Raw genomic sequence first — 18,894 nt, 5'->3', positions numbered from 1 at the left:
CGATGAATATATTGCCTGTACTGGAGCTATCGCGAGCAAGCTCACTCCTACAGTAAAAAGCATTCCAAATCAGATAGTTATATTTTGTTTGATAGGAGCGGTGCTTGCCCGCGATACAGGCACCTCGGTGTTTGATCTGAAACCGAGGTGCCTGTATCGCGAGCAAGCTCAGCTCCCACAAGGATGGCGTTCCAAATTAGATGATTGCGGTAATTTCAATCGGTGCAGGCTCAACCCTGCTGTTCCCGTAACCGCTTATAAAGCGTATTCCTGCTTACCCCCAGGCGCTTGGCCAGTTGGGAAATATTACCGCCCGCCGCCCGCAACAGCTCTTCCAGATTCTCCGCCTCGCGCAGCTGTGCTTTATCGCTGAGGACCGGCTGCATGCCCTGTAAGTCCATCTCAAGATCCGCGAAGAAATCATCCGGAAGATGCTCCGTACCTATGACCTCATCGTCCGCCAGCGCCAACGCCACCTGAATCACATTGCTGAGCTGGCGCAAGTTGCCCGGCCACGGGTGGCGATCAAACAACTCCAGCACTTTCGGCTCGAAGCCTCGAGTCTGCTGCACTTCGCGATGCTGCTCCCAGAGTCGCTGAACCAGAGCGGCCTTGTCGGTACGCTCACGCAGCGGCGGCAGCTCCAGATTCAGCCCGCTGATCCGGTAATACAAATCCTGACGAAAGCGCCCGGCCAATACTTCGTCGCGCAAGTTGCGGTTCGTCGCGGAGATCAGTCGCACATCCACCGGATGCAATTCGCTGCTGCCTAACGGCTGCACGCAACGTTCCTGCAAAACCCGTAACAGACGAGCCTGAACCGGCAGCGGCATGTCGCCGATTTCGTCGAGGAACAGCGTGCCCTTGTCCGCTTTGCGAATCAGACCGATGTTGCCTTTATGGTGCGCGCCGGTGAATGCGCCTTTTTCATAGCCAAACAGCTCCGACTCCACCAGTTCGGCCGGAATGGCTGCACAGTTCACCGCGATCAATGGCTTGGTGGATCGGGAGCTGGCGTTGTGCAGCGCTTTGACGAACACCTCTTTACCCACACCGGTTTCGCCATGAATCAGCAGGGCGATGTTCTTCTCAAGCAGCCGCTCGGCCTGGCGCACGGCTTTGTCGACCCTCGCATCTCCAAGGCTGACCGACGACAGAGGGACCCCGTCGTGCGGCGCCGGTTTCGGTGCGGGCTGAAAAGCGTGAATGTTTAGCGGATTACGTTTGGGCCGTCTCAATACACCATGAAAGCGATTGTTGCCGGAGGCCAGTAGCGAGAAGGGCAGGCCTTCAGGTTGATTGAGCAGAAAAGCCGTCGGGTTATTGAACAGCGCCTCGATACTGGTCCGCATCAGGCTGACCCCCAACAAATTGTCGGCGCGACGGTTCGCGCTGATGATCCGCCCGCTTTCATCAAATATCAGCAAGCCTGCCCACTGGCTGTCGAGGTTGTTCAGTCCGGTGTTGAAGGTCAGCTGAAAGTGGCTGTCCTGAAACTGGTCGAGGATCAGTCGGTTCTCCACCGACTGACTCATCATTTTCACCATGCCCAGCGTGTGGGAAGGCGGCAGGAAGCTATCGCTGGAAACATCCAGTACCGCAACCAATCGTCGCGCCGCATCGTAAATCGGTGCCGCCGAGCCGGTCATGAAACGGTTGGCTTTGAGAAAGTGTTCGTTGTGCTCGATATGTACGGCCTGTTCGCAGACGAGCGCAGTGCCAATGGCATTGGTCCCCGTGGCGCTTTCGATCCAGCTGGCGCCTGCCATGAAACCATGCGCGTGGGAGGGTTCGACAAAACGCTGGGTGCCCCACGACTTGAGCAACTGACCACGATTATCGGCCAGCATGATCAGGCAGTTGGAATTACTGAGGATGTTTTCGTAAAACGGCAGGACTTCCTGGTGGGTGGTGTGCACCAGCGCCTGATGGCGCTCCAGTAACTGCGATACCTGATCCGTCGGCAACTGGCCGAAAGAGGGTCTGGACTGATGACTCAGACCAAAGTCCCTACAGCGGGACCATGAGTCTCGGATGATGGCGTCATGAGCAACGGATGCACGGTGTATGGCCATGGTGGATCCTGCATGTATTTTTATTTTTCTTATTGATCTGGCACGGGCGTCCAATCCCGTGCGTGCGTCCAGTGTCGCTCAGGATTGTTCAAAGTCAATGTTCAGTTTGTTCAGGTGTTCAGTTTTTATTGTTCACTTTTGTTCAGCACTGAACGCTCGTCAGGCCCGTTATATCGGGCCGAGGCTCTATCTCGGGCCTGTGCGCAGCAATGCCCGGTTTGGCACGATTGTCGCTATCTCCTGACAAGAATTCGCGCACACCCTGAATAAGAACTGACAAAAAAGGGCAAGCCATGTCTCTAACGCTGGAGCACGTCAGCCGTGTGGTCGACGGCCAAACCTGGATCGACGACGCATCGTTGAGTTTCGAACCCGGTTCTTTCAATGTCTTGCTGGGCCGTACACTGTCCGGCAAGACCAGTCTGATGCGGCTGATGGCCGGGCTGGACAAGCCTGATCGTGGTCGCATCCTGATGAACGGCAAGGACGTCACCCAGACGGCCGTTCGCCATCGCAATGTGTCGATGGTGTATCAGCAGTTCATCAATTACCCGAGCATGACCGTTTTCGAGAACATTGCCTCGCCATTGCGTCAGGCCGGTGTCGCCGCTGACGTGATCCAGAGCAAAGTGCTGGAAACCGCGAAGATGCTGCGCATCGAGAAGTTTCTGACCCGCTATCCACTGGAGCTGTCCGGTGGTCAGCAGCAGCGCACTGCCATGGCCCGGGCGCTGGTCAAGGATGCCGACCTGATTCTGTTCGATGAGCCGCTGGTCAACCTCGACTACAAGCTGCGCGAAGAGCTCCGTCAGGAAATGCGCGAGCTGTTCGAAGCACGCCACACCATCGCTATCTACGCCACCACTGAACCCAATGAAGCCTTGGCCCTGGGCGGCACGACCACGGTGCTGCATGAAGGTCGGGTGATTCAGAGTGGCCGGACGCCGGAGGTTTACCACCAGCCGCAAACCGTTCTGGCAGCAGAACTGTTCTCCGAGCCGCCGATCAATTTGATGCCTGGTCGTATTCAGGGCAGTGAAGTCAGCTTTGCCAATTTCGTCCATTTCCCCCTCAACGTTGATCTGCGCAAGATCGGCGATGGCGAGTACCGCTTTGGCGTTCGCCCCAGCCACCTGAGTCTGGTGCCATCCAATGATGATGATCTTGAGCTGGCAGTGACGGTAGAGCTGGCGGAAATCAGCGGCTCTGAGACGTTTCTGCATGTGCGTAACGAGCATTTCCCGCTGGTGCTGCACTTGCCTGGGGTACATGCCTACGACGTTGATGCGTCGATTCGGGTGTACATCCCGACCCATAAATTGTTTGTGTTCGATGAGCAGGGTCGCCTGATTCAGGCACCCGGCTTGCGTATGGCGAGGGTTGCCTGATGGCCGAGATTCGACTGCAAAACCTCGCTCACAGCTATAGCAAACATCCGAACGGGCCAGAGGATTATGCGATTCGTGAGATGAGCCATATCTGGGAGCAGGGCGGGGCGTACGCGCTACTGGGGCCTTCCGGGTGTGGTAAATCGACTTTGCTGAACGTCATTTCCGGGCTGCTCAGCCCTTCCGAAGGCCAGGTGATGTTTGACTCCAAAGTGGTCAACGACTTGTCGCCGGAGCAGCGCAACATCGCTCAGGTTTTCCAGTTTCCGGTGGTCTACGACACCATGACGGTGTACGACAATCTCGCCTTTCCCTTGCGCAATCAGGGCATGGACGAGAAGAGGATTCAAACCAAGGTTCATGAAATTGCCGATGTGCTGGACCTGCAGCCTTTACTGAAGAAAAAGGCCCGCAACCTCACCGCTGACGAAAAGCAGAAAGTCTCCATGGGTCGTGGTCTGGTGCGTGATGACGTGTCGGCGATTCTGTTCGACGAACCACTTACGGTGATCGACCCGCATTTGAAGTGGAAGCTGCGGCGCAAGCTCAAGCAGATCCACGAGCAATTCAACATCACCATGGTTTACGTCACCCATGATCAGCTCGAAGCTTCGACCTTCGCTGACAAGATCGCAGTCATGTATGGCGGTGCGATTGTCCAGTTCGGTACGCCACGAGAACTGTTCGAAAAACCACGCCACACATTCGTTGGTTATTTCATCGGTAGCCCGGGGATGAATCTCATTGAAGTCACCCCGCAAGCCGGCGGTGTGGGCTTTGGTGATGCTCATCTGCCGCTGTCCGAATCCATGCAGCAGCTCATCGCCGAGAAAAAATGGACCAGCCTGAAAGTCGGCATCCGGCCCGAGTTTGTGCATGTCTGGGACGGACCGGTGGACGATGCGTTATGCGCTGAGGTCAGTCATGTTGAAGACCTTGGCACTTACAAGATTTTGACCCTGCGCCTCGCCGGGCAAGCCTTGAAAGTGCGGCTGCAGGAAGACAAACCGGTACCCGTGGGCCAGGCCTGGATCAGCTTCCCAAGCCAGTGGCTGATGGTCTATGCGGACGATTACTTGCTGGAGTCAGGCCATGAATAATAAGGTTCAGAACAACAAGGCATGGTGGTTGGTATTGCCGGTTTTCCTGTTGGTGGCGTTCAGCGCCATTATCCCGATGATGACCGTAGTCAATTATTCGGTGCAGGACATCTTCGATCAGTCCAGCCGTTACTTTGTCGGCACCGACTGGTTCAGGCAGGTCCTGCAGGACCCGCGTCTGCATGACTCCCTACTGCGTCAGTTCATCTATTCCGCGTGTGTGCTGCTGATCGAGATTCCGTTGGGGATAGCTATTGCGCTGTGCATGCCGAGTAAGGGGCGCTGGTCCACGGTCTGCCTGATCGTCATGACCATTCCGCTGCTGATTCCATTTAACGTCGTCGGCACCATCTGGCAGATTTTTGGGCGTGGCGATATTGGTTTGCTGGGCTATACGCTCAACAACGTTCTGGGCATCAATTACAACTATGCGGCCAACGCATCGGACGCCTGGGTGACGGTGTTGATCATTGATGTCTGGCACTGGACATCGCTGGTTGCGCTGCTTTGCTATTCCGGCTTGCGGGCGATCCCGGATGTTTACTACCAGGCAGCACGCATTGATCGGGCCTCCAGTTGGGCGGTGTTCCGACATATCCAGTTGCCGAAGATGAAAAGTGTGTTGCTGATCGCCGTGATGCTGCGCTTCATGGACAGCTTCATGATCTATACCGAGCCCTTCGTGCTGACCGGCGGCGGGCCGGGCAACTCCACCACCTTCCTCAGTCAGACCCTGACGACCATGGCGCTGGGCCAATTCGACCTGGGCCCTGCAGCGGCATTCTCGCTGGTGTATTTCCTGATCATCCTGCTGGTGTCGTGGGTGTTCTACACCGCCATGACCCATAGCGAAAAGAACTGAGGAGGCGGACATGAATCTGCGCAAAATCATACCGCTGTGGATTTACCTGCTGTTTCTGCTGGTGCCGATCTACTGGCTGGTGAACATGTCGTTCAAGACCAACACTGAAATCCTCGGCGGCCTGACCCTGTGGCCGCAGGATTTCACCCTGGCCAACTACAAAGTGATTTTCACCGACGAAAGCTGGTACAGCGGCTACATTAATTCTCTGTACTACGTTTGCCTCAATACCGTGATCTCGCTAAGTGTCGCCTTGCCCGCCGCTTATGCGTTTTCCCGCTATCGTTTTCTGGGCGACAAGCACCTGTTCTTCTGGCTGCTGACCAATCGCATGGCACCGCCTGCGGTTTTCCTGCTGCCATTCTTCCAGTTGTATTCGTCCATCGGCCTGTTCGATACCCACATTGCCGTCGCGCTGGCTCATTGCCTGTTCAACGTGCCATTGGCGGTGTGGATTCTGGAGGGCTTCATGTCCGGTGTGCCCAAGGAGATCGACGAAACCGCCTACATCGACGGGTATAGCTTTCCCAAGTTTTTCGCCAAGATATTTGTGCCGCTGATTGGCTCGGGTATCGGTGTGACGGCGTTCTTCTGCTTCATGTTCTCCTGGGTTGAGCTGCTGCTGGCTCGCACCCTGACGTCGGTCAACGCCAAGCCGATTGCGGCGGTGATGACGCGTACGGTATCGGCTTCGGGGATTGATTGGGGTGTCCTTGCGGCGGCGGGGGTGTTGACCATCCTGCCGGGCATGCTGGTGATCTGGTTCGTTCGTAACCACGTGGTCAAGGGCTTTGCTCTTGGTCGGGTCTGAGGAGTCGAAAAAATGGAGTGGATGTCCTGGACACTGCCCACCGCGATCTTCTTTGGCAGCATTGCGTTGCTGCTGGCAGGGATGACGGTGTGGGAATTGCGCTCGGCAAGTCTTGAGCGTCGTGGTTTTCTGCCGATTGCCACTACCCGTGGCGACCGACTGTTCATCGGGCTGTTGGGTAGCGCTTATCTGCATCTGCTGGTGATCGGCGCGACTGACTGGAGTATCTGGGTTGCTTCAGGGATTTCTCTGGTGTGGCTCCTGGTAGTAATGCGGTGGGGTTAGAGAGCGGATGGGCGCAAATGCCTGGCTGATCCGCCAAGTGGTATTCGAAGCGGGACTACATAAGAAACAACACTGGAGGTGTCTATGTTCAATAAGAAAAACAAGCTGCGACATAGCGTGACGCTGGCGACAATGGTGATGCTCAGCGGATTGAGCGTTTCGGCATGGGCCGATCAGTATGAAGATGCGGCCAAGAAGTGGGCGGCCAGCGAGTTCAAGCCGAGCACGCTGTCCGATGCCGAACAATTGAAAGAACTGGAGTGGTTCATCAAGGCTGCCGAGCCGTTTCGCGGCATGGACATCAAGGTGGTTTCCGAAACCTTGACCACCCACGAGTACGAATCTAAAACCCTGGCCAAGGCGTTCACCGAAATCACCGGCATTAAGGTCACCCATGACTTGCTGCAGGAAGGTGATGTGATTGAAAAGCTGCAGACCGCCATGCAATCGGACAAGAGCATTTACGACGGCTGGGTGAATGACTCCGACCTGATCGGTACCCATTTCCGTTACGGCAAGGCGATGTCCCTGACCGATCTGATGGCCAGTCCGGAAGGCAGCAAGGTCACGTCTCCAACGCTGGATCTGAAGGATTTCATCGGTACTTCGTTCACTACAGCACCGGACGGCAAGCTCTATCAATTGCCCGATCAGCAATTCGCCAACCTTTACTGGTTCCGCGCTGACTGGTTTGACCGCGCAGACCTGAAAGCGAAATTCAAGGCCAAGTACGGCTACGAGCTGGGCGTGCCGGTCAACTGGTCGGCGTATGAAGACATTGCCAAGTTCTTTAGCGAAGACGTCAAGGAAATCGACGGCAAGAAAGTCTACGGCCACATGGACTACGGCAAGAAAGACCCATCGCTGGGCTGGCGCTTCACCGATGCCTGGTTCTCCATGGCGGGCAGTGGCGACAAGGGGCTGCCTAATGGTTTGCCGGTGGACGAGTGGGGTATTCGAGTAGAGGACTGCCATCCGGTGGGTTCCAGCATTACCCGTGGCGGCGACACCAACGGGCCAGCAGCTGTGTTTGCGACCCAGAAATACATCGACTGGCTGAAAGCCTACGCACCGCCTGAAGCCGCAGGCATGACGTTCTCCGAATCCGGGCCGGTACCTTCCCAGGGCAACGTTGCTCAGCAGATCTTCTGGTACACCGCTTTCACGGCTGACATGACCAAGGCGGGTCTGCCAGTCATGAACGCCGATGGCACGCCGAAATGGCGTATGGCGCCTTCACCGAAAGGCCCGTACTGGAAAGAAGGCATGAAGCTGGGTTATCAGGACGTGGGTTCCTGGACCTTCCTCAAATCGTCTGACGAGAAAAAACGTCTGGCCGCCTGGCTCTACGCGCAGTTCGTGACGTCGAAAAGCGTTTCCCTGAAGAAAACTATCGTGGGCCTGACGCCGATTCGTGAGTCGGACATCAATTCCAAGGAAATGACCGCACTGGCACCCAAACTCGGTGGTCTCGTAGAGTTCTACCGCAGCCCGGCCCGCGTGCAATGGTCGCCTACCGGGACCAACGTGCCGGATTATCCGAAACTTGCTCAGTTGTGGTGGAGCCACGTTGCAGAGGCTGTGACCGGTGAGAAAACCGCACAGCAGGCACTGGACGGTCTGGCCAAGGATCAGGATGCGATCATGACGCGTATCGAGCGCTCCAAGGTTCAGGAGGCCAGCAAGTGCGCGCCTAAAATGAATCCGGAAACCTCTGCAGAAGAGTGGTACACCAAAGCGGAGCAGAGTGGTGGCAAGTTCCTGGCCCCACAACGCAAGCTGGCCAATGAGAAACCGAAGGGCGAAACCATTGCCTATTCAGACTTGTTGAAAAGCTGGGAAGCGGCCAAGAAGTAAGGCTGTCGAGGAATGAAAAACGGCACCCTTGGGTGCCGTTTTTATTGCATGACGCGGCGCATCAACCGTGCAGGGTTTCCGCTGCGTACAGGGTGTTTTCAAGCAGGCAGGCGCGAGTCATCGGGCCTACGCCGCCCGGTACCGGGGTGATCCAGCCAGCGCGGGGCAGGGCGGTTTCATAAACCACATCGCCAACCAGCTTGCCGTCGTCCTGACGATTGATGCCAACGTCGATCACGATAGCGCCTTCCTTGATCCACTCGCCTTTGACCAGCCCTGGCTTGCCAGCAGCGACCACCACCAGATCGGCCCGGCCAACGTGGCCAGCCAGATCCTTTGTGAAGCGGTGGGTCACGGTCACGGTGCAGCCGGCCAGCAACAGCTCCATGGCCATCGGGCGACCGACGATGTTGGATGCGCCCACAACCACGGCGTCCAGACCATACAAATCAACACCGGTGCTTTCCAGCAGGGTCATGATGCCTTTAGGTGTGCAGGGGCGCAGTAGCGGAATGCGCTGTGCCAGACGACCGACGTTATAAGGATGGAAGCCATCCACGTCTTTGTCCGGGCGAATGCGCTCCAGCAGCAGGGAGGCATCCAGATGTTCGGGCAGTGGCAATTGCAGCAGTACGCCGTCGATGTTCGCGTCGTCATTGAGGCGATCGATCAGGCCGGTCAGTTCTGCTTGTGAAGTCTGGGCGGGCAGGTCGTAGGCCTGAGAGACAAAGCCGACTTCTTCGCAGTCTTTACGCTTGTGCGAGACATAGACCTGGGAAGCGGGGTCGCTGCCCACCAGAATCACTGCGAGGCCGGGTGTACGCAGGCCTTGCTCGCGACGTTCGGCGACCCGTTTGGCGATCTGCTGACGCAGGCTGGCTGCGATCGCTTTGCCGTCGATTAGTTTTGCAGTCATTACGCGTGATTAACCATCGAGAGGGATCGGAAAAGAGCGCGCATTCTCGCATGTCATCGCGCGTGGGCAAAGGCGCTTGGTCTGCATATTCTCCTAACTCCTTTATCTAACTGAATTTTTTTCTAAAAAAGAGTTGACGACCTTTAGGGTCGTCTATAAAATTCGTCGCACTTGCCGGGTACAACCCAGCACTGGTTAAGCTGGCACTCATAACCAAGTCGATGTTTAGATGAGGTTCGGTGTTGAGTCAGGCGGAGCGGTTACTTAGCTCAGTGTGATTAAAAAGCCTTTTAATTTGTAATCGTTAAAGAGTACAGATTATATAAGTGCCCGTAGCTCAGCTGGATAGAGCATCCGCCTTCTAAGCGGATGGTCGCAGGTTCGAGTCCTGCCGGGTGCGCCATTAAGGCAGCTTTGGCAAGTGCAAGTAAGATGTCACGGTTACATGCAATATGGTGGGCGTAGCTCAGTTGGTAGAGCACGGGATTGTGACTCCCGTTGTCGAGGGTTCGATCCCCTTCGTCCACCCCATATTTAGAAAGGCGCCAGACTTATAATCTGGCGCCTTTGCTTTAAAAGCTTGTACGCGGATGTGGTGGAATTGGTAGACACACTGGATTTAGGTTCCAGCGCCGCAAGGTGTGAGAGTTCGAGTCTCTCCGTCCGCACCAGGATTAAACGCGTCACAGCTGCTATGCGGTCGTGACGTTTGAAAAAAAGCCGCCTAGTGCGGCTTTTTTTGTTTCAGGATTATTGTTTTTCGTCTCGCTGATCGGCCAGCCTGGCTGCCGTCGGTCGTGCGGGGTGTGCTTCGCGGAATGGAATCGACGCTGAGGCCGGGTGCGTGACGCCTTGTGCAAGGCCGTGCCAGACGCGTTTCGGTCGGTCGAGAGTGGCTGCGGTTACCTGTCGCTGATCGTCTGATTCCTTCCTTTATATGCGCCCTTTTTCAGTAGGGTGACTTCTTGAGTTTGACCCACTAGAATGCATGCCCTTGATTCTGGGGTCGGAAACGCCGGCTAACGTCTGTGCAACGAGGAATATCCATGCAAGTTTCTGTTGAAAATACTTCCGCTCTTGAGCGCCGCATGACCATTGGCGTGCCTGCCGAACGCATCGAGACTGAAGTCAACAAGCGTCTGCAGCAGACCGCACGTAAAGCCAAGATCCCTGGCTTCCGTCCAGGCAAAGTGCCTATGAGCGTGATCCGTCAGCGTTATGAAGACGGCGCGCGTCAGGAAGCACTGGGTGATTTGATCCAGGCTACTTTCTATGAAGCTGTGGTTGAGCAAAAGCTGAACCCGGCTGGCGCACCTGCTGTAGAGCCAAAGACCTTTGAAAAAGGCAAAGACCTGGAATACATCGCTACTTTCGAAGTGTTCCCGGAATTCACCGTTGCCGGTTTCGATTCCATCGCCGTTGAGCGTCTGTCTGCAGACGTGGCTGATGCCGATCTGGACAACATGCTGGAAATCCTGCGCAAGCAGAACGTTCGTTTTGAAGTGGCTGATCGTGCTGCCCAGAACGAAGACCAGCTGAACATCGATTTTGTTGGCAAGGTTGACGGCGAAGTATTCGCTGGCGGCTCCGCCACTGGCACCCAGTTGGTACTGGGTTCCGGCCGCATGATCCCTGGCTTCGAAGACGGCCTGGTTGGCGCCAAGGCTGGCGAAGAGCGTGTTCTGAACCTTACCTTCCCGGAAGACTATCAGAACCTTGAACTGGCAGGTAAAGCTGCCGAGTTCGCCGTGACTGTCAACACTGTTTCCGGGCCTAAGCTGCCTGAGCTGAACGAAGAGTTCTTCAAGCAGTTCGGTATCAAGGAAACCGGCATCGACGGCTTCCGCACCGAAGTTCGCAAGAACATGGAGCGCGAGCTGCGTCAGGCCATCAAGTCCAAGGTCAAAAATCAGGTAATGGACGGCTTGCTGGCCGCCAACCCGATCGAAGTGCCAAAAGCCTTGCTGGAAAACGAAGTGAACCGTCTGCGCGTTCAGGCTGTTCAGCAGTTCGGTGGCAACATCAAGCCTGATCAACTGCCGGCCGAGCTGTTCGAAGAGCAAGCCAAGCGTCGCGTTGAGCTGGGTCTGATCGTTGCTGAAGTGGTCAAGCAGTTCGACCTCAAGCCTGATGACACCCGCGTTCGCGAGATGATTCAGGAAATGGCTTCTGCTTACCAGGAGCCTGAGCAGGTCGTGGCCTGGTACTACAAGAACGAGCAGCAAATGAACGAAGTACGTTCGGTTGTGCTTGAAGAGCAAGTTGTGGATACTGTTTTGCAGAAAGCTAGCGTGACCGAGAAGTCGGTCTCCTACGAAGAAGCAGTCAAGCCGGTGGAAGCACCACAAGCTGACTGATCTGTTTTTTCGTTAGAAAACACCTACAAGCCAGCCTTCGCGCTGGCTTGTGCGTATTCAAGAAATGACTATTTGGGAGTGAATGCGAGACATGTCCCGCAATTCTTATATTCAGCAGCACTCTGACATCCAGGCCGCCGGCGGCCTGGTCCCGATGGTTATCGAGCAGTCCGCCCGTGGCGAACGCGCCTATGACATCTATTCGCGCCTTCTCAAGGAGCGAGTGATCTTTCTGGTAGGCCCGGTAGAAGACTACATGGCCAACCTGATCTGCGCGCAACTGCTGTTCCTTGAAGCGGAAAACCCGGACAAGGATATCCATCTTTACATCAACTCACCGGGCGGTTCGGTGACGGCTGGCATGTCGATCTACGACACCATGCAGTTCATCAAGCCGAACGTATCGACTACCTGTATCGGTCAGGCGTGCAGCATGGGCGCATTCCTGTTGACCGCAGGTGCTCCGGGCAAGCGTTTCTGCCTGCCGAACTCCCGCGTGATGATTCACCAGCCATTGGGCGGTTTCCAGGGCCAGGCTTCGGATATCGAAATCCACGCCAAGGAAATCCTTTTCATTCGTGAGCGTCTCAACACGCTGATGGCCAAGCACAGCGGGCACACTCTGGAAGAGATCGAGCGTGACACCAACCGCGATAACTTCATGAGTGCAGAGGCTGCTCGTGAGTACGGCTTGATCGACGAAGTCATCAGTCAGCGTCCCGCTTAATTAAGCACCTCAAATAAGGCTGGTCGGCTGTTCTGATCACTTGCGGGCTTGAAAAAGCCCGCAATAGCCTTCATCTTGTGTTGCAAGCCTATCGGATTTGGATCGAACGAATGACTGACACCCGCAACGGCGAGGACAACGGCAAGCTGCTCTATTGCTCCTTCTGTGGCAAAAGCCAGCATGAAGTACGTAAGTTGATTGCCGGCCCCTCGGTCTTTATCTGCGACGAGTGCGTCGACCTGTGCAATGACATCATCCGCGAGGAGGTGCAGGAAGCCCAGGCCGAGAGCAGCGCGCATAAATTGCCTTCGCCTAAAGAAATCAGCGGCATCCTTGATCAGTATGTGATCGGTCAAGAGCGTGCGAAAAAGGTTCTGGCCGTAGCGGTGTACAACCACTACAAGCGCCTGAATCAGCGTGACAAAAAGAATGACGACGTCGAGCTCGGCAAAAGCAACATTCTGCTGATCGGCCCGACAGGCTCGGGTAAGACCCTGCTTGCCGAAACACTGGCCCGCTTGCTGAACGTTCCATTCACCATCGCCGACGCAACCACCCTCACCGAGGCGGGTTATGTAGGTGAGGATGTGGAGAACATCATTCAGAAGCTGCTGCAGAAGTGCGACTACGACGTAGAAAAGGCCCAGATGGGTATTGTCTACATCGACGAAATCGACAAGATCTCGCGCAAGTCTGATAACCCGTCGATCACCCGGGACGTTTCCGGTGAAGGCGTGCAGCAGGCCCTGCTCAAGCTGATCGAAGGTACGGTCGCTTCCGTTCCGCCTCAAGGTGGTCGCAAGCATCCGCAGCAGGAATTCCTTCAGGTTGACACCCGTAACATCCTGTTCATCTGTGGTGGTGCGTTCTCTGGTCTGGAAAAGGTTATTCAAAACCGTTCCACCAAAGGCGGCATCGGTTTCAACGCAGAAGTACGCAGCAAGGAAGAAGGCAAGAAGGTTGGCGAATCCCTGCGTGAAGTTGAACCTGACGATCTGGTCAAGTTCGGTTTGATTCCGGAATTCGTGGGTCGTCTGCCGGTTCTGGCAACGCTGGACGAGCTGGACGAAGCTGCGCTGATGCAGATTCTGACCGAGCCGAAGAACGCGCTGACCAAGCAGTACGCCAAGCTGTTCGAGATGGAAGGTGTGGACCTCGAGTTCCGTACCGACGCTCTGAAGTCCGTCGCTCGTCGTGCGCTTGAGCGCAAGACAGGCGCACGTGGCCTGCGCTCCATCCTCGAAGGCGTTCTGCTCGACACCATGTACGAGATTCCATCGCAGACTGATGTGAGCAAAGTGGTGATCGACGAAAGCGTAATTGAAGGCACGTCCAAGCCGCTGTTGATCTACGAAAACAGCGAGCCACCTGCCAAGGTTGCGCCCGACGCGTGAGTGATACTGCTGCATGAATAAAATGCTGCACAAATAGAGAGGGGCCTTCGGGCCCCTTTTTGCATTTCCTGCTTAAAGGCTTGTTTTTTCAGGTGTCTACCCCCATCTTGGACTCAAGCTCATTCCAGTCCACGGCCACATGGCCGCCGTAGAGGCGAAATCATGAAAACGACCATCGAATTGCCTCTCTTGCCATTGCGCGATGTTGTGGTGTATCCGCACATGGTTATCCCGCTGTTCGTGGGGCGCGAGAAGTCTATCGAAGCCCTGGAGGCGGCGATGACAGGCGACAAGCAGATACTGCTGCTCGCACAAAGAAATCCTGCTGACGATGATCCTGGTGAAGACGCTCTTTATAACGTCGGCACCATTGCAACCGTATTGCAACTGCTCAAGCTGCCTGACGGCACGGTCAAAGTGCTGGTCGAGGGCGAGCAGCGCGGATCCGTTGATCGCTTTATCGAAGTTGATGGCCACTGCCGGGCCGAAGTTACCCTGATCGATGAGGTCGATGCGCCTGATCGTGAATCTGAAGTGTTCGTGCGTAGCCTTCTGGCGCAGTTCGAACAGTATGTCCAGTTGGGCAAGAAAGTCCCTGCTGAAGTCCTGTCTTCACTCAACAGCATTGATGAGCCTGGTCGTCTGGTCGACACCATGGCGGCGCACATGGCGCTGAAAATCGAGCAGAAGCAGGAAATCCTCGAAATCATTGATCTGCCAGCCCGCGTCGAGCACGTGCTCGCGTTGCTGGATGCGGAAATCGACCTGTTGCAGGTTGAGAAACGTATTCGTGGCCGCGTCAAAAAGCAGATGGAGCGCAGTCAGCGCGAGTACTACCTGAATGAGCAGATGAAGGCCATTCAGAAAGAGCTCGGCGACAGCGAGGAAGGCCACAACGAAATCGAAGAGCTGAAAAAGCGCATCGATGCTGCCGGTCTGCCCAAAGACGCTCTGACCAAGGCCACTGCCGAGCTGAACAAGCTGAAGCAGATGTCGCCGATGTCTGCAGAAGCAACGGTGGTTCGTTCCTACATCGACTGGCTGGTTCAGGTGCCGTGGAAGGCGCAGAGCAAGGTTCGTCTGGACCTGGCTCGCGCTGAAGACATCCTTGATGCCGACCATTACGGTCTGGAAGAGGTCAAGGAACGCATCCTCGAATACCTCGCCGTGCAAAAGCGCGTGAAGAAAATTCGCGGTCCTGTTCTTTGCCTGGTAGGGCCGCCAGGTGTGGGTAAAACCTCCCTTGCCGAGTCCATTGCCAGCGCAACTAACCGCAAATTTGTCCGCATGGCCTTGGGTGGCGTGCGTGATGAAGCTGAAATTCGTGGTCATCGCCGGACTTATATCGGTTCGATGCCAGGAAGATTGATTCAAAAGATGACAAAGGTTGGGGTGCGCAACCCGCTGTTCCTGCTCGATGAAATCGACAAGATGGGCAGCGACATGCGTGGCGATCCGGCTTCTGCGCTGTTGGAAGTGCTGGACCCGGAGCAGAACCACAACTTCAATGACCATTATCTGGAAGTCGATTACGACCTTTCCGACGTGATGTTCCTGTGCACCGCGAACTCGATGAACATCCCGGCGGCGTTGCTCGACCGGATGGAAGTCATCCGTTTGCCAGGCTACACCGAAGACGAAAAGATCAATATCGCCGTCAAATACCTCTCGCCAAAACAGCTGCAGGCCAACGGCTTGAAGAAAGGCGAAGTGGAGTTCGACGAAGAAGCGATCCGCGACATCGTGCGTTATTACACCCGTGAAGCGGGCGTGCGTAGCCTCGAGCGTCAGATTGCGAAGGTGTGCCGCAAGGCGGTCAAAGAGCATGCTCAGGAAAAACGCTTCGCAGTTCGTGTGACGGCCGACATGCTTGAGCACTTCCTCGGTGTTCGTAAATTCCGTTACGGTCTGGCTGAACAGCAGGATCAGATCGGGCAGGTGACTGGTCTTGCGTGGACGCAGGTGGGTGGCGAATTGCTGACCATCGAAGCCGCTGTAGTCCCAGGTAAAGGGCAACTCATCAAAACCGGTTCGCTGGGTGATGTGATGGTTGAGTCGATCACCGCTGCGCTGACAGTCGTGCGCAGCCGCGCCAAGAGCCTGGGAATCCCTCTGGACTTCCATGAGAAGCGTGACACTCACATCCACATGCCGGAAGGGGCCACCCCTAAAGATGGTCCTAGCGCAGGCGTAGGCATGTGCACGGCCCTTGTTTCAGCGCTGACACAGATTCCGGTCCGTGCTGACGTGGCAATGACCGGTGAAATCACCCTTCGCGGACAGGTTCTGGCGATCGGTGGCCTCAAGGAAAAACTGCTGGCTGCACACCGTGGTGGTATCAAAACGGTGATCATTCCAGAGGAAAACGTGCGCGATCTGAAAGAGATTCCGGACAACATCAAGCAGGACTTGCAGATCAAGCCGGTTAAATGGATTGACGAAGTCCTGCAAATTGCGCTGCAATACGCGCCGGAGCCCTTGCCGGATGTCGCTCCCGAGATGGTTGCGAAGGATGAAAAGCGCGAGGCTGACTCTAAGGAAAGAATTAGCACGCATTAGTCTGGACGGCCTTTCTTGACAGCTTTTTGGAGCCCTTGTTATAAAGCGGCTCTTCTAAGCGCCTGTAGGCCATTCAGCGCTCGTTTTTGCTACACCAAAAAAACTTAGAAACATACTCAAAATAGAGATAAGGGGACTTAGAGTGAACAAGTCGGAACTGATTGATGCTATCGCCGCATCCGCTGATATCCCGAAAGCTGCTGCTGGCCGTGCGCTGGACGCAGTAATCGAATCCGTCACTGGCGCTCTCAAGGCTGGCGACTCCGTTGTACTGGTTGGTTTCGGTACCTTCTCCGTTACTGATCGTCCAGCACGTATCGGTCGCAACCCTCAAACGGGTAAGACGCTGGAAATCGCTGCTGCCAAAAAGCCAGGTTTCAAAGCCGGTAAAGCACTGAAAGAAGCTGTCAACTAAGTTCTCAAAGCCTTTGCCCAACCGATCAGGATTCACTCTGTATCGGCAGCGAAGCGGTAGTGCGGCTGGTCTGAATCCGGCCTGACACACCCGGGTCGTGGGTTTCAGCCCCGTCCGCTTCGCCAGTTACGAGAAGGCGCATCCTCGGATGCGCCTTTCTTCTATCCGCTTTCTACCCACGCTCCGCGGTTGGTTAGTCAGTACAACCGTTTTGGGGGACGCATGCTGCAGAACATCAGGGACAATTCACAAGGCTGGATTGCCAAGACCATTATCGGAATCATCATCGCATTGATGGCGTTGACCGGATTCGATGCGATTTTTACCGCAACCAGTACCGCTCAGGATGCTGCCAAGGTCAACGGTGACGAGATCACCAAGACCGAGCTGAGCCAGGCGATCGATATGCAACGGCGTCAGCTGGTGCAACAGTTGGGCAAGGATTTCGATCCTGCTCTGCTCGATGAAAAAATGCTTCACGACTCGGCCCTGAAAGGTCTGGTTGATCGCAAGCTGTTGCTTCAAGGCGCCGACAACGCGAAGTTCTCCTTCTCGGAAGCTGCGCTGGATCAGCAGATTTTGCAGACGCCTGAGTTTCAGGTAGACGGCAAATTCAACGCTGACCGTTTCGATCAGGTAATCCGTCAACTCGGCTTCACCCGGATGCAGTTCCGCCAGATGCTGGCTCAGGAAATGCTGATCGGTCAGGTCCGTGCAGGTGTTGCCGGTAGCGCATTTGTCACGGATGCTCAGGTAGATGCATTTGCCCGTCTGGAAAAACAGACGCGCGATTTTGCTTCGCTGACGCTGACTGCCGATGCCTCCGCTGTCAAAGTGACCGACGACGAAGTCAAGGCTCACTACGACGAGCACGCCAAAGAGTTCATGAGCCCCGAGCAAGTGGTGCTTGATTACGTCGAGCTGAAGAAGTCTGACTTCTTCGACAAGGTGAAGGTCAAGGACGAAGACTTGCAGGCGGCTTATCAGAAAGAAATTGCCAATCTCGCTGAGCAGCGTCGTGGCGCTCACATCCTCATCGATGTGAACGACAAGATGACTGACGAGCAGGCCAAGGCGAAGATTGAAGAAATTCAACAGCGCCTGGCCAAGGGTGAAGATTTTGCCGCGCTGGCCAAAGAGTTCTCTCAGGATCCGGGTTCGGCATCCAAGGGTGGCGATCTGGGCTACGCAGGCAAGGGTGTCTACGATCCGGCCTTTGAAGAGGCGCTGTATGCGCTGAACAAGGACCAAGTGTCGGCACCGGTGCGCAGTGATTTCGGTTGGCACTTGATCAAGCTGTTGGGCGTTGAAGCACCTTCAGTGCCGAGCTTTGCCAGTTTGAAAGAGAAACTGACCAATGATCTGAAGTCGCAGCAAGTCGAACAGCGTTTCGTCGAGGCTGCCAAGCAACTCGAAGACTCCGCGTTCGAAGCATCCGATCTGGCTCAGCCGGCTCAGGATCTGGGTCTGAAAGTGCAGACGACTGCGCCGTTCGGTCGTGAAGGTGGTGAGGGCCTGACGGCTAACCGTGCGGTCATTCAGGCAGCTTTCAGTCCCGAAGTGCTGGAGGAGGGCTCCAACAGCACCGCGCTGGAGCTGGATCCTGAAACCATTCTGGTGGTCCGCTCCAAGGAACACCGCATGCCGGAACAGCTGCCTCTGGAAGCTGTAGCCGCTGCGATTCGTACCAAGCTGGTCAAAGACCACGCTGCTGAAGCCGTCAAGGCCAAAGGCGAAGCGCTGTTGGCTGGTCTGCGTGACGGCAAGACGCCGCTCGCTGCCAAGCAGGATGGTCACAGCTGGAAAGTGATGGAAGCGGTTACTCGCGGTCAGGAAGGTGTAGATCCTGCCGTACTGCAAGCGTTGTTCCGTATGCCCAAGCCTGAAGGCAAGGACAAACCGGAATTCACCAGCCTTTCGCTGGCCGATGGCAGTTTCGTGATCGTACGCCTCAATGGCGTCAACGAGGCTGCACCGGCAACGGATGCAGAGAAATCCCAGTACCGTCGCTTCCTGGCGTCGCGTGCCGGTCAGCAGGATTTCGCTGCTTACCGTGCACAGCTGGAAAGCAAGGCCAAGATCGAACGCTTCTGATGGTTTGATTTTTGCGCTAGTAAAGAAGGCCGCTCATTGAGCGGCCTTTTTTTT

General features: G+C 55.7%; 13 protein-coding genes, 3 tRNA genes and 1 pseudogene. 15 read left to right on the top strand and 2 right to left on the bottom strand.

Annotation, left to right across the window (positions count from 1 at the left end):
- Nucleotides 1-230: 230 nt before the first annotated feature.
- Nucleotides 231-1,139, bottom strand: a pseudogene (locus KDX30_RS29865) (sigma-54-dependent Fis family transcriptional regulator); the annotation flags it as partial.
- A gap of 1,229 nt (nt 1,140-2,368) precedes the next feature.
- On the opposite strand from KDX30_RS29865, the gene KDX30_RS19130 reads away from it, so the two are divergent.
- The 6 genes from KDX30_RS19130 to KDX30_RS19105 all read left to right on the top strand — a co-directional run bounded on the left by KDX30_RS19130 (nt 2,369) and on the right by KDX30_RS19105 (nt 8,378).
- Nucleotides 2,369-3,463, top strand: coding sequence for an ABC transporter ATP-binding protein (locus KDX30_RS19130; protein ID WP_027898459.1), 1,095 nt, complete (start codon nt 2,369-2,371; stop codon nt 3,461-3,463).
- The gene (locus tag KDX30_RS19125) at nt 3,463-4,563 is read left to right on the top strand and encodes an ABC transporter ATP-binding protein (RefSeq protein ID WP_027898460.1); all 1,101 of its coding nucleotides are present in this window, start codon (nt 3,463-3,465) and stop codon (nt 4,561-4,563) included. The genes KDX30_RS19130 and KDX30_RS19125 overlap by 1 nt, the downstream gene beginning before the upstream one ends.
- A complete protein-coding gene (locus tag KDX30_RS19120; RefSeq protein WP_027898461.1) occupies nt 4,556-5,425 on the top strand; it encodes a carbohydrate ABC transporter permease in 870 nt (289 codons plus the stop codon). The genes KDX30_RS19125 and KDX30_RS19120 overlap by 8 nt, the downstream gene beginning before the upstream one ends.
- Nucleotides 5,426-5,435: 10 nt before the next feature.
- On the top strand, nt 5,436-6,236 hold the full coding sequence (locus KDX30_RS19115) for a carbohydrate ABC transporter permease (RefSeq protein ID WP_027898462.1): 801 nt from the start codon (nt 5,436-5,438) through the stop codon (nt 6,234-6,236).
- A gap of 12 nt (nt 6,237-6,248) precedes the next feature.
- Nucleotides 6,249-6,521 (top strand): DUF2160 domain-containing protein, encoded by a 273-nt coding sequence (locus KDX30_RS19110; protein ID WP_027898463.1) that lies wholly within the window; start codon nt 6,249-6,251, stop codon nt 6,519-6,521.
- A gap of 84 nt (nt 6,522-6,605) precedes the next feature.
- Nucleotides 6,606-8,378 (top strand): ABC transporter substrate-binding protein, encoded by a 1,773-nt coding sequence (locus KDX30_RS19105; protein ID WP_027898464.1) that lies wholly within the window; start codon nt 6,606-6,608, stop codon nt 8,376-8,378.
- A gap of 61 nt (nt 8,379-8,439) precedes the next feature.
- Here KDX30_RS19105 and folD read toward each other — a convergent pair whose 3' ends face one another.
- On the bottom strand, nt 8,440-9,294 hold the full coding sequence (gene folD, locus KDX30_RS19100; RefSeq protein ID WP_027898465.1) for a bifunctional methylenetetrahydrofolate dehydrogenase/methenyltetrahydrofolate cyclohydrolase FolD: 855 nt from the start codon (nt 9,292-9,294) through the stop codon (nt 8,440-8,442).
- Between the two features lie 326 nt (nt 9,295-9,620).
- Between folD and KDX30_RS19095 the strand changes: the two genes are divergently transcribed.
- The 9 genes from KDX30_RS19095 to KDX30_RS19055 all read left to right on the top strand — a co-directional run bounded on the left by KDX30_RS19095 (nt 9,621) and on the right by KDX30_RS19055 (nt 18,840).
- Nucleotides 9,621-9,697: transfer RNA gene (locus KDX30_RS19095), tRNA-Arg, on the top strand.
- 52 nt (nt 9,698-9,749) lie between these two features.
- Nucleotides 9,750-9,825, top strand: a tRNA-His gene (locus tag KDX30_RS19090).
- A 55-nt stretch (nt 9,826-9,880) separates the two neighbouring features.
- Nucleotides 9,881-9,965 (top strand) — tRNA-Leu (locus tag KDX30_RS19085).
- A gap of 375 nt (nt 9,966-10,340) precedes the next feature.
- Nucleotides 10,341-11,651 carry a trigger factor gene (tig, locus tag KDX30_RS19080; protein ID WP_231677207.1) on the top strand — a complete coding sequence of 437 codons (1,311 nt, stop codon included), beginning with the start codon at nt 10,341-10,343 and terminating at the stop codon, nt 11,649-11,651.
- A gap of 91 nt (nt 11,652-11,742) precedes the next feature.
- Nucleotides 11,743-12,378: an ATP-dependent Clp endopeptidase proteolytic subunit ClpP gene (clpP, locus tag KDX30_RS19075; protein WP_027897813.1), complete on the top strand. Its 636-nt coding sequence runs from the start codon at nt 11,743-11,745 to the stop codon at nt 12,376-12,378.
- Nucleotides 12,379-12,488: 110 nt separating this feature from the next.
- The gene (clpX, locus tag KDX30_RS19070) at nt 12,489-13,772 is read left to right on the top strand and encodes an ATP-dependent Clp protease ATP-binding subunit ClpX (RefSeq protein WP_027897814.1); all 1,284 of its coding nucleotides are present in this window, start codon (nt 12,489-12,491) and stop codon (nt 13,770-13,772) included.
- Between the two features lie 162 nt (nt 13,773-13,934).
- A complete protein-coding gene (lon, locus tag KDX30_RS19065; RefSeq protein ID WP_231677206.1) occupies nt 13,935-16,331 on the top strand; it encodes an endopeptidase La in 2,397 nt (798 codons plus the stop codon).
- Between the two features lie 142 nt (nt 16,332-16,473).
- Nucleotides 16,474-16,746 carry an HU family DNA-binding protein gene (locus KDX30_RS19060; RefSeq protein WP_002552737.1) on the top strand — a complete coding sequence of 91 codons (273 nt, stop codon included), beginning with the start codon at nt 16,474-16,476 and terminating at the stop codon, nt 16,744-16,746.
- A 222-nt stretch (nt 16,747-16,968) separates the two neighbouring features.
- A complete protein-coding gene (locus tag KDX30_RS19055) occupies nt 16,969-18,840 on the top strand; it encodes a SurA N-terminal domain-containing protein (RefSeq protein WP_027897816.1) in 1,872 nt (623 codons plus the stop codon).
- Nucleotides 18,841-18,894: the final 54 nt, after the last annotated feature.

The organism is Pseudomonas quasicaspiana (assembly GCF_021147825.1).
GTDB lineage: Bacteria > Pseudomonadota > Gammaproteobacteria > Pseudomonadales > Pseudomonadaceae > Aquipseudomonas > Aquipseudomonas quasicaspiana.
This window is presented reverse-complemented; position numbering and strand designations above follow the sequence as displayed.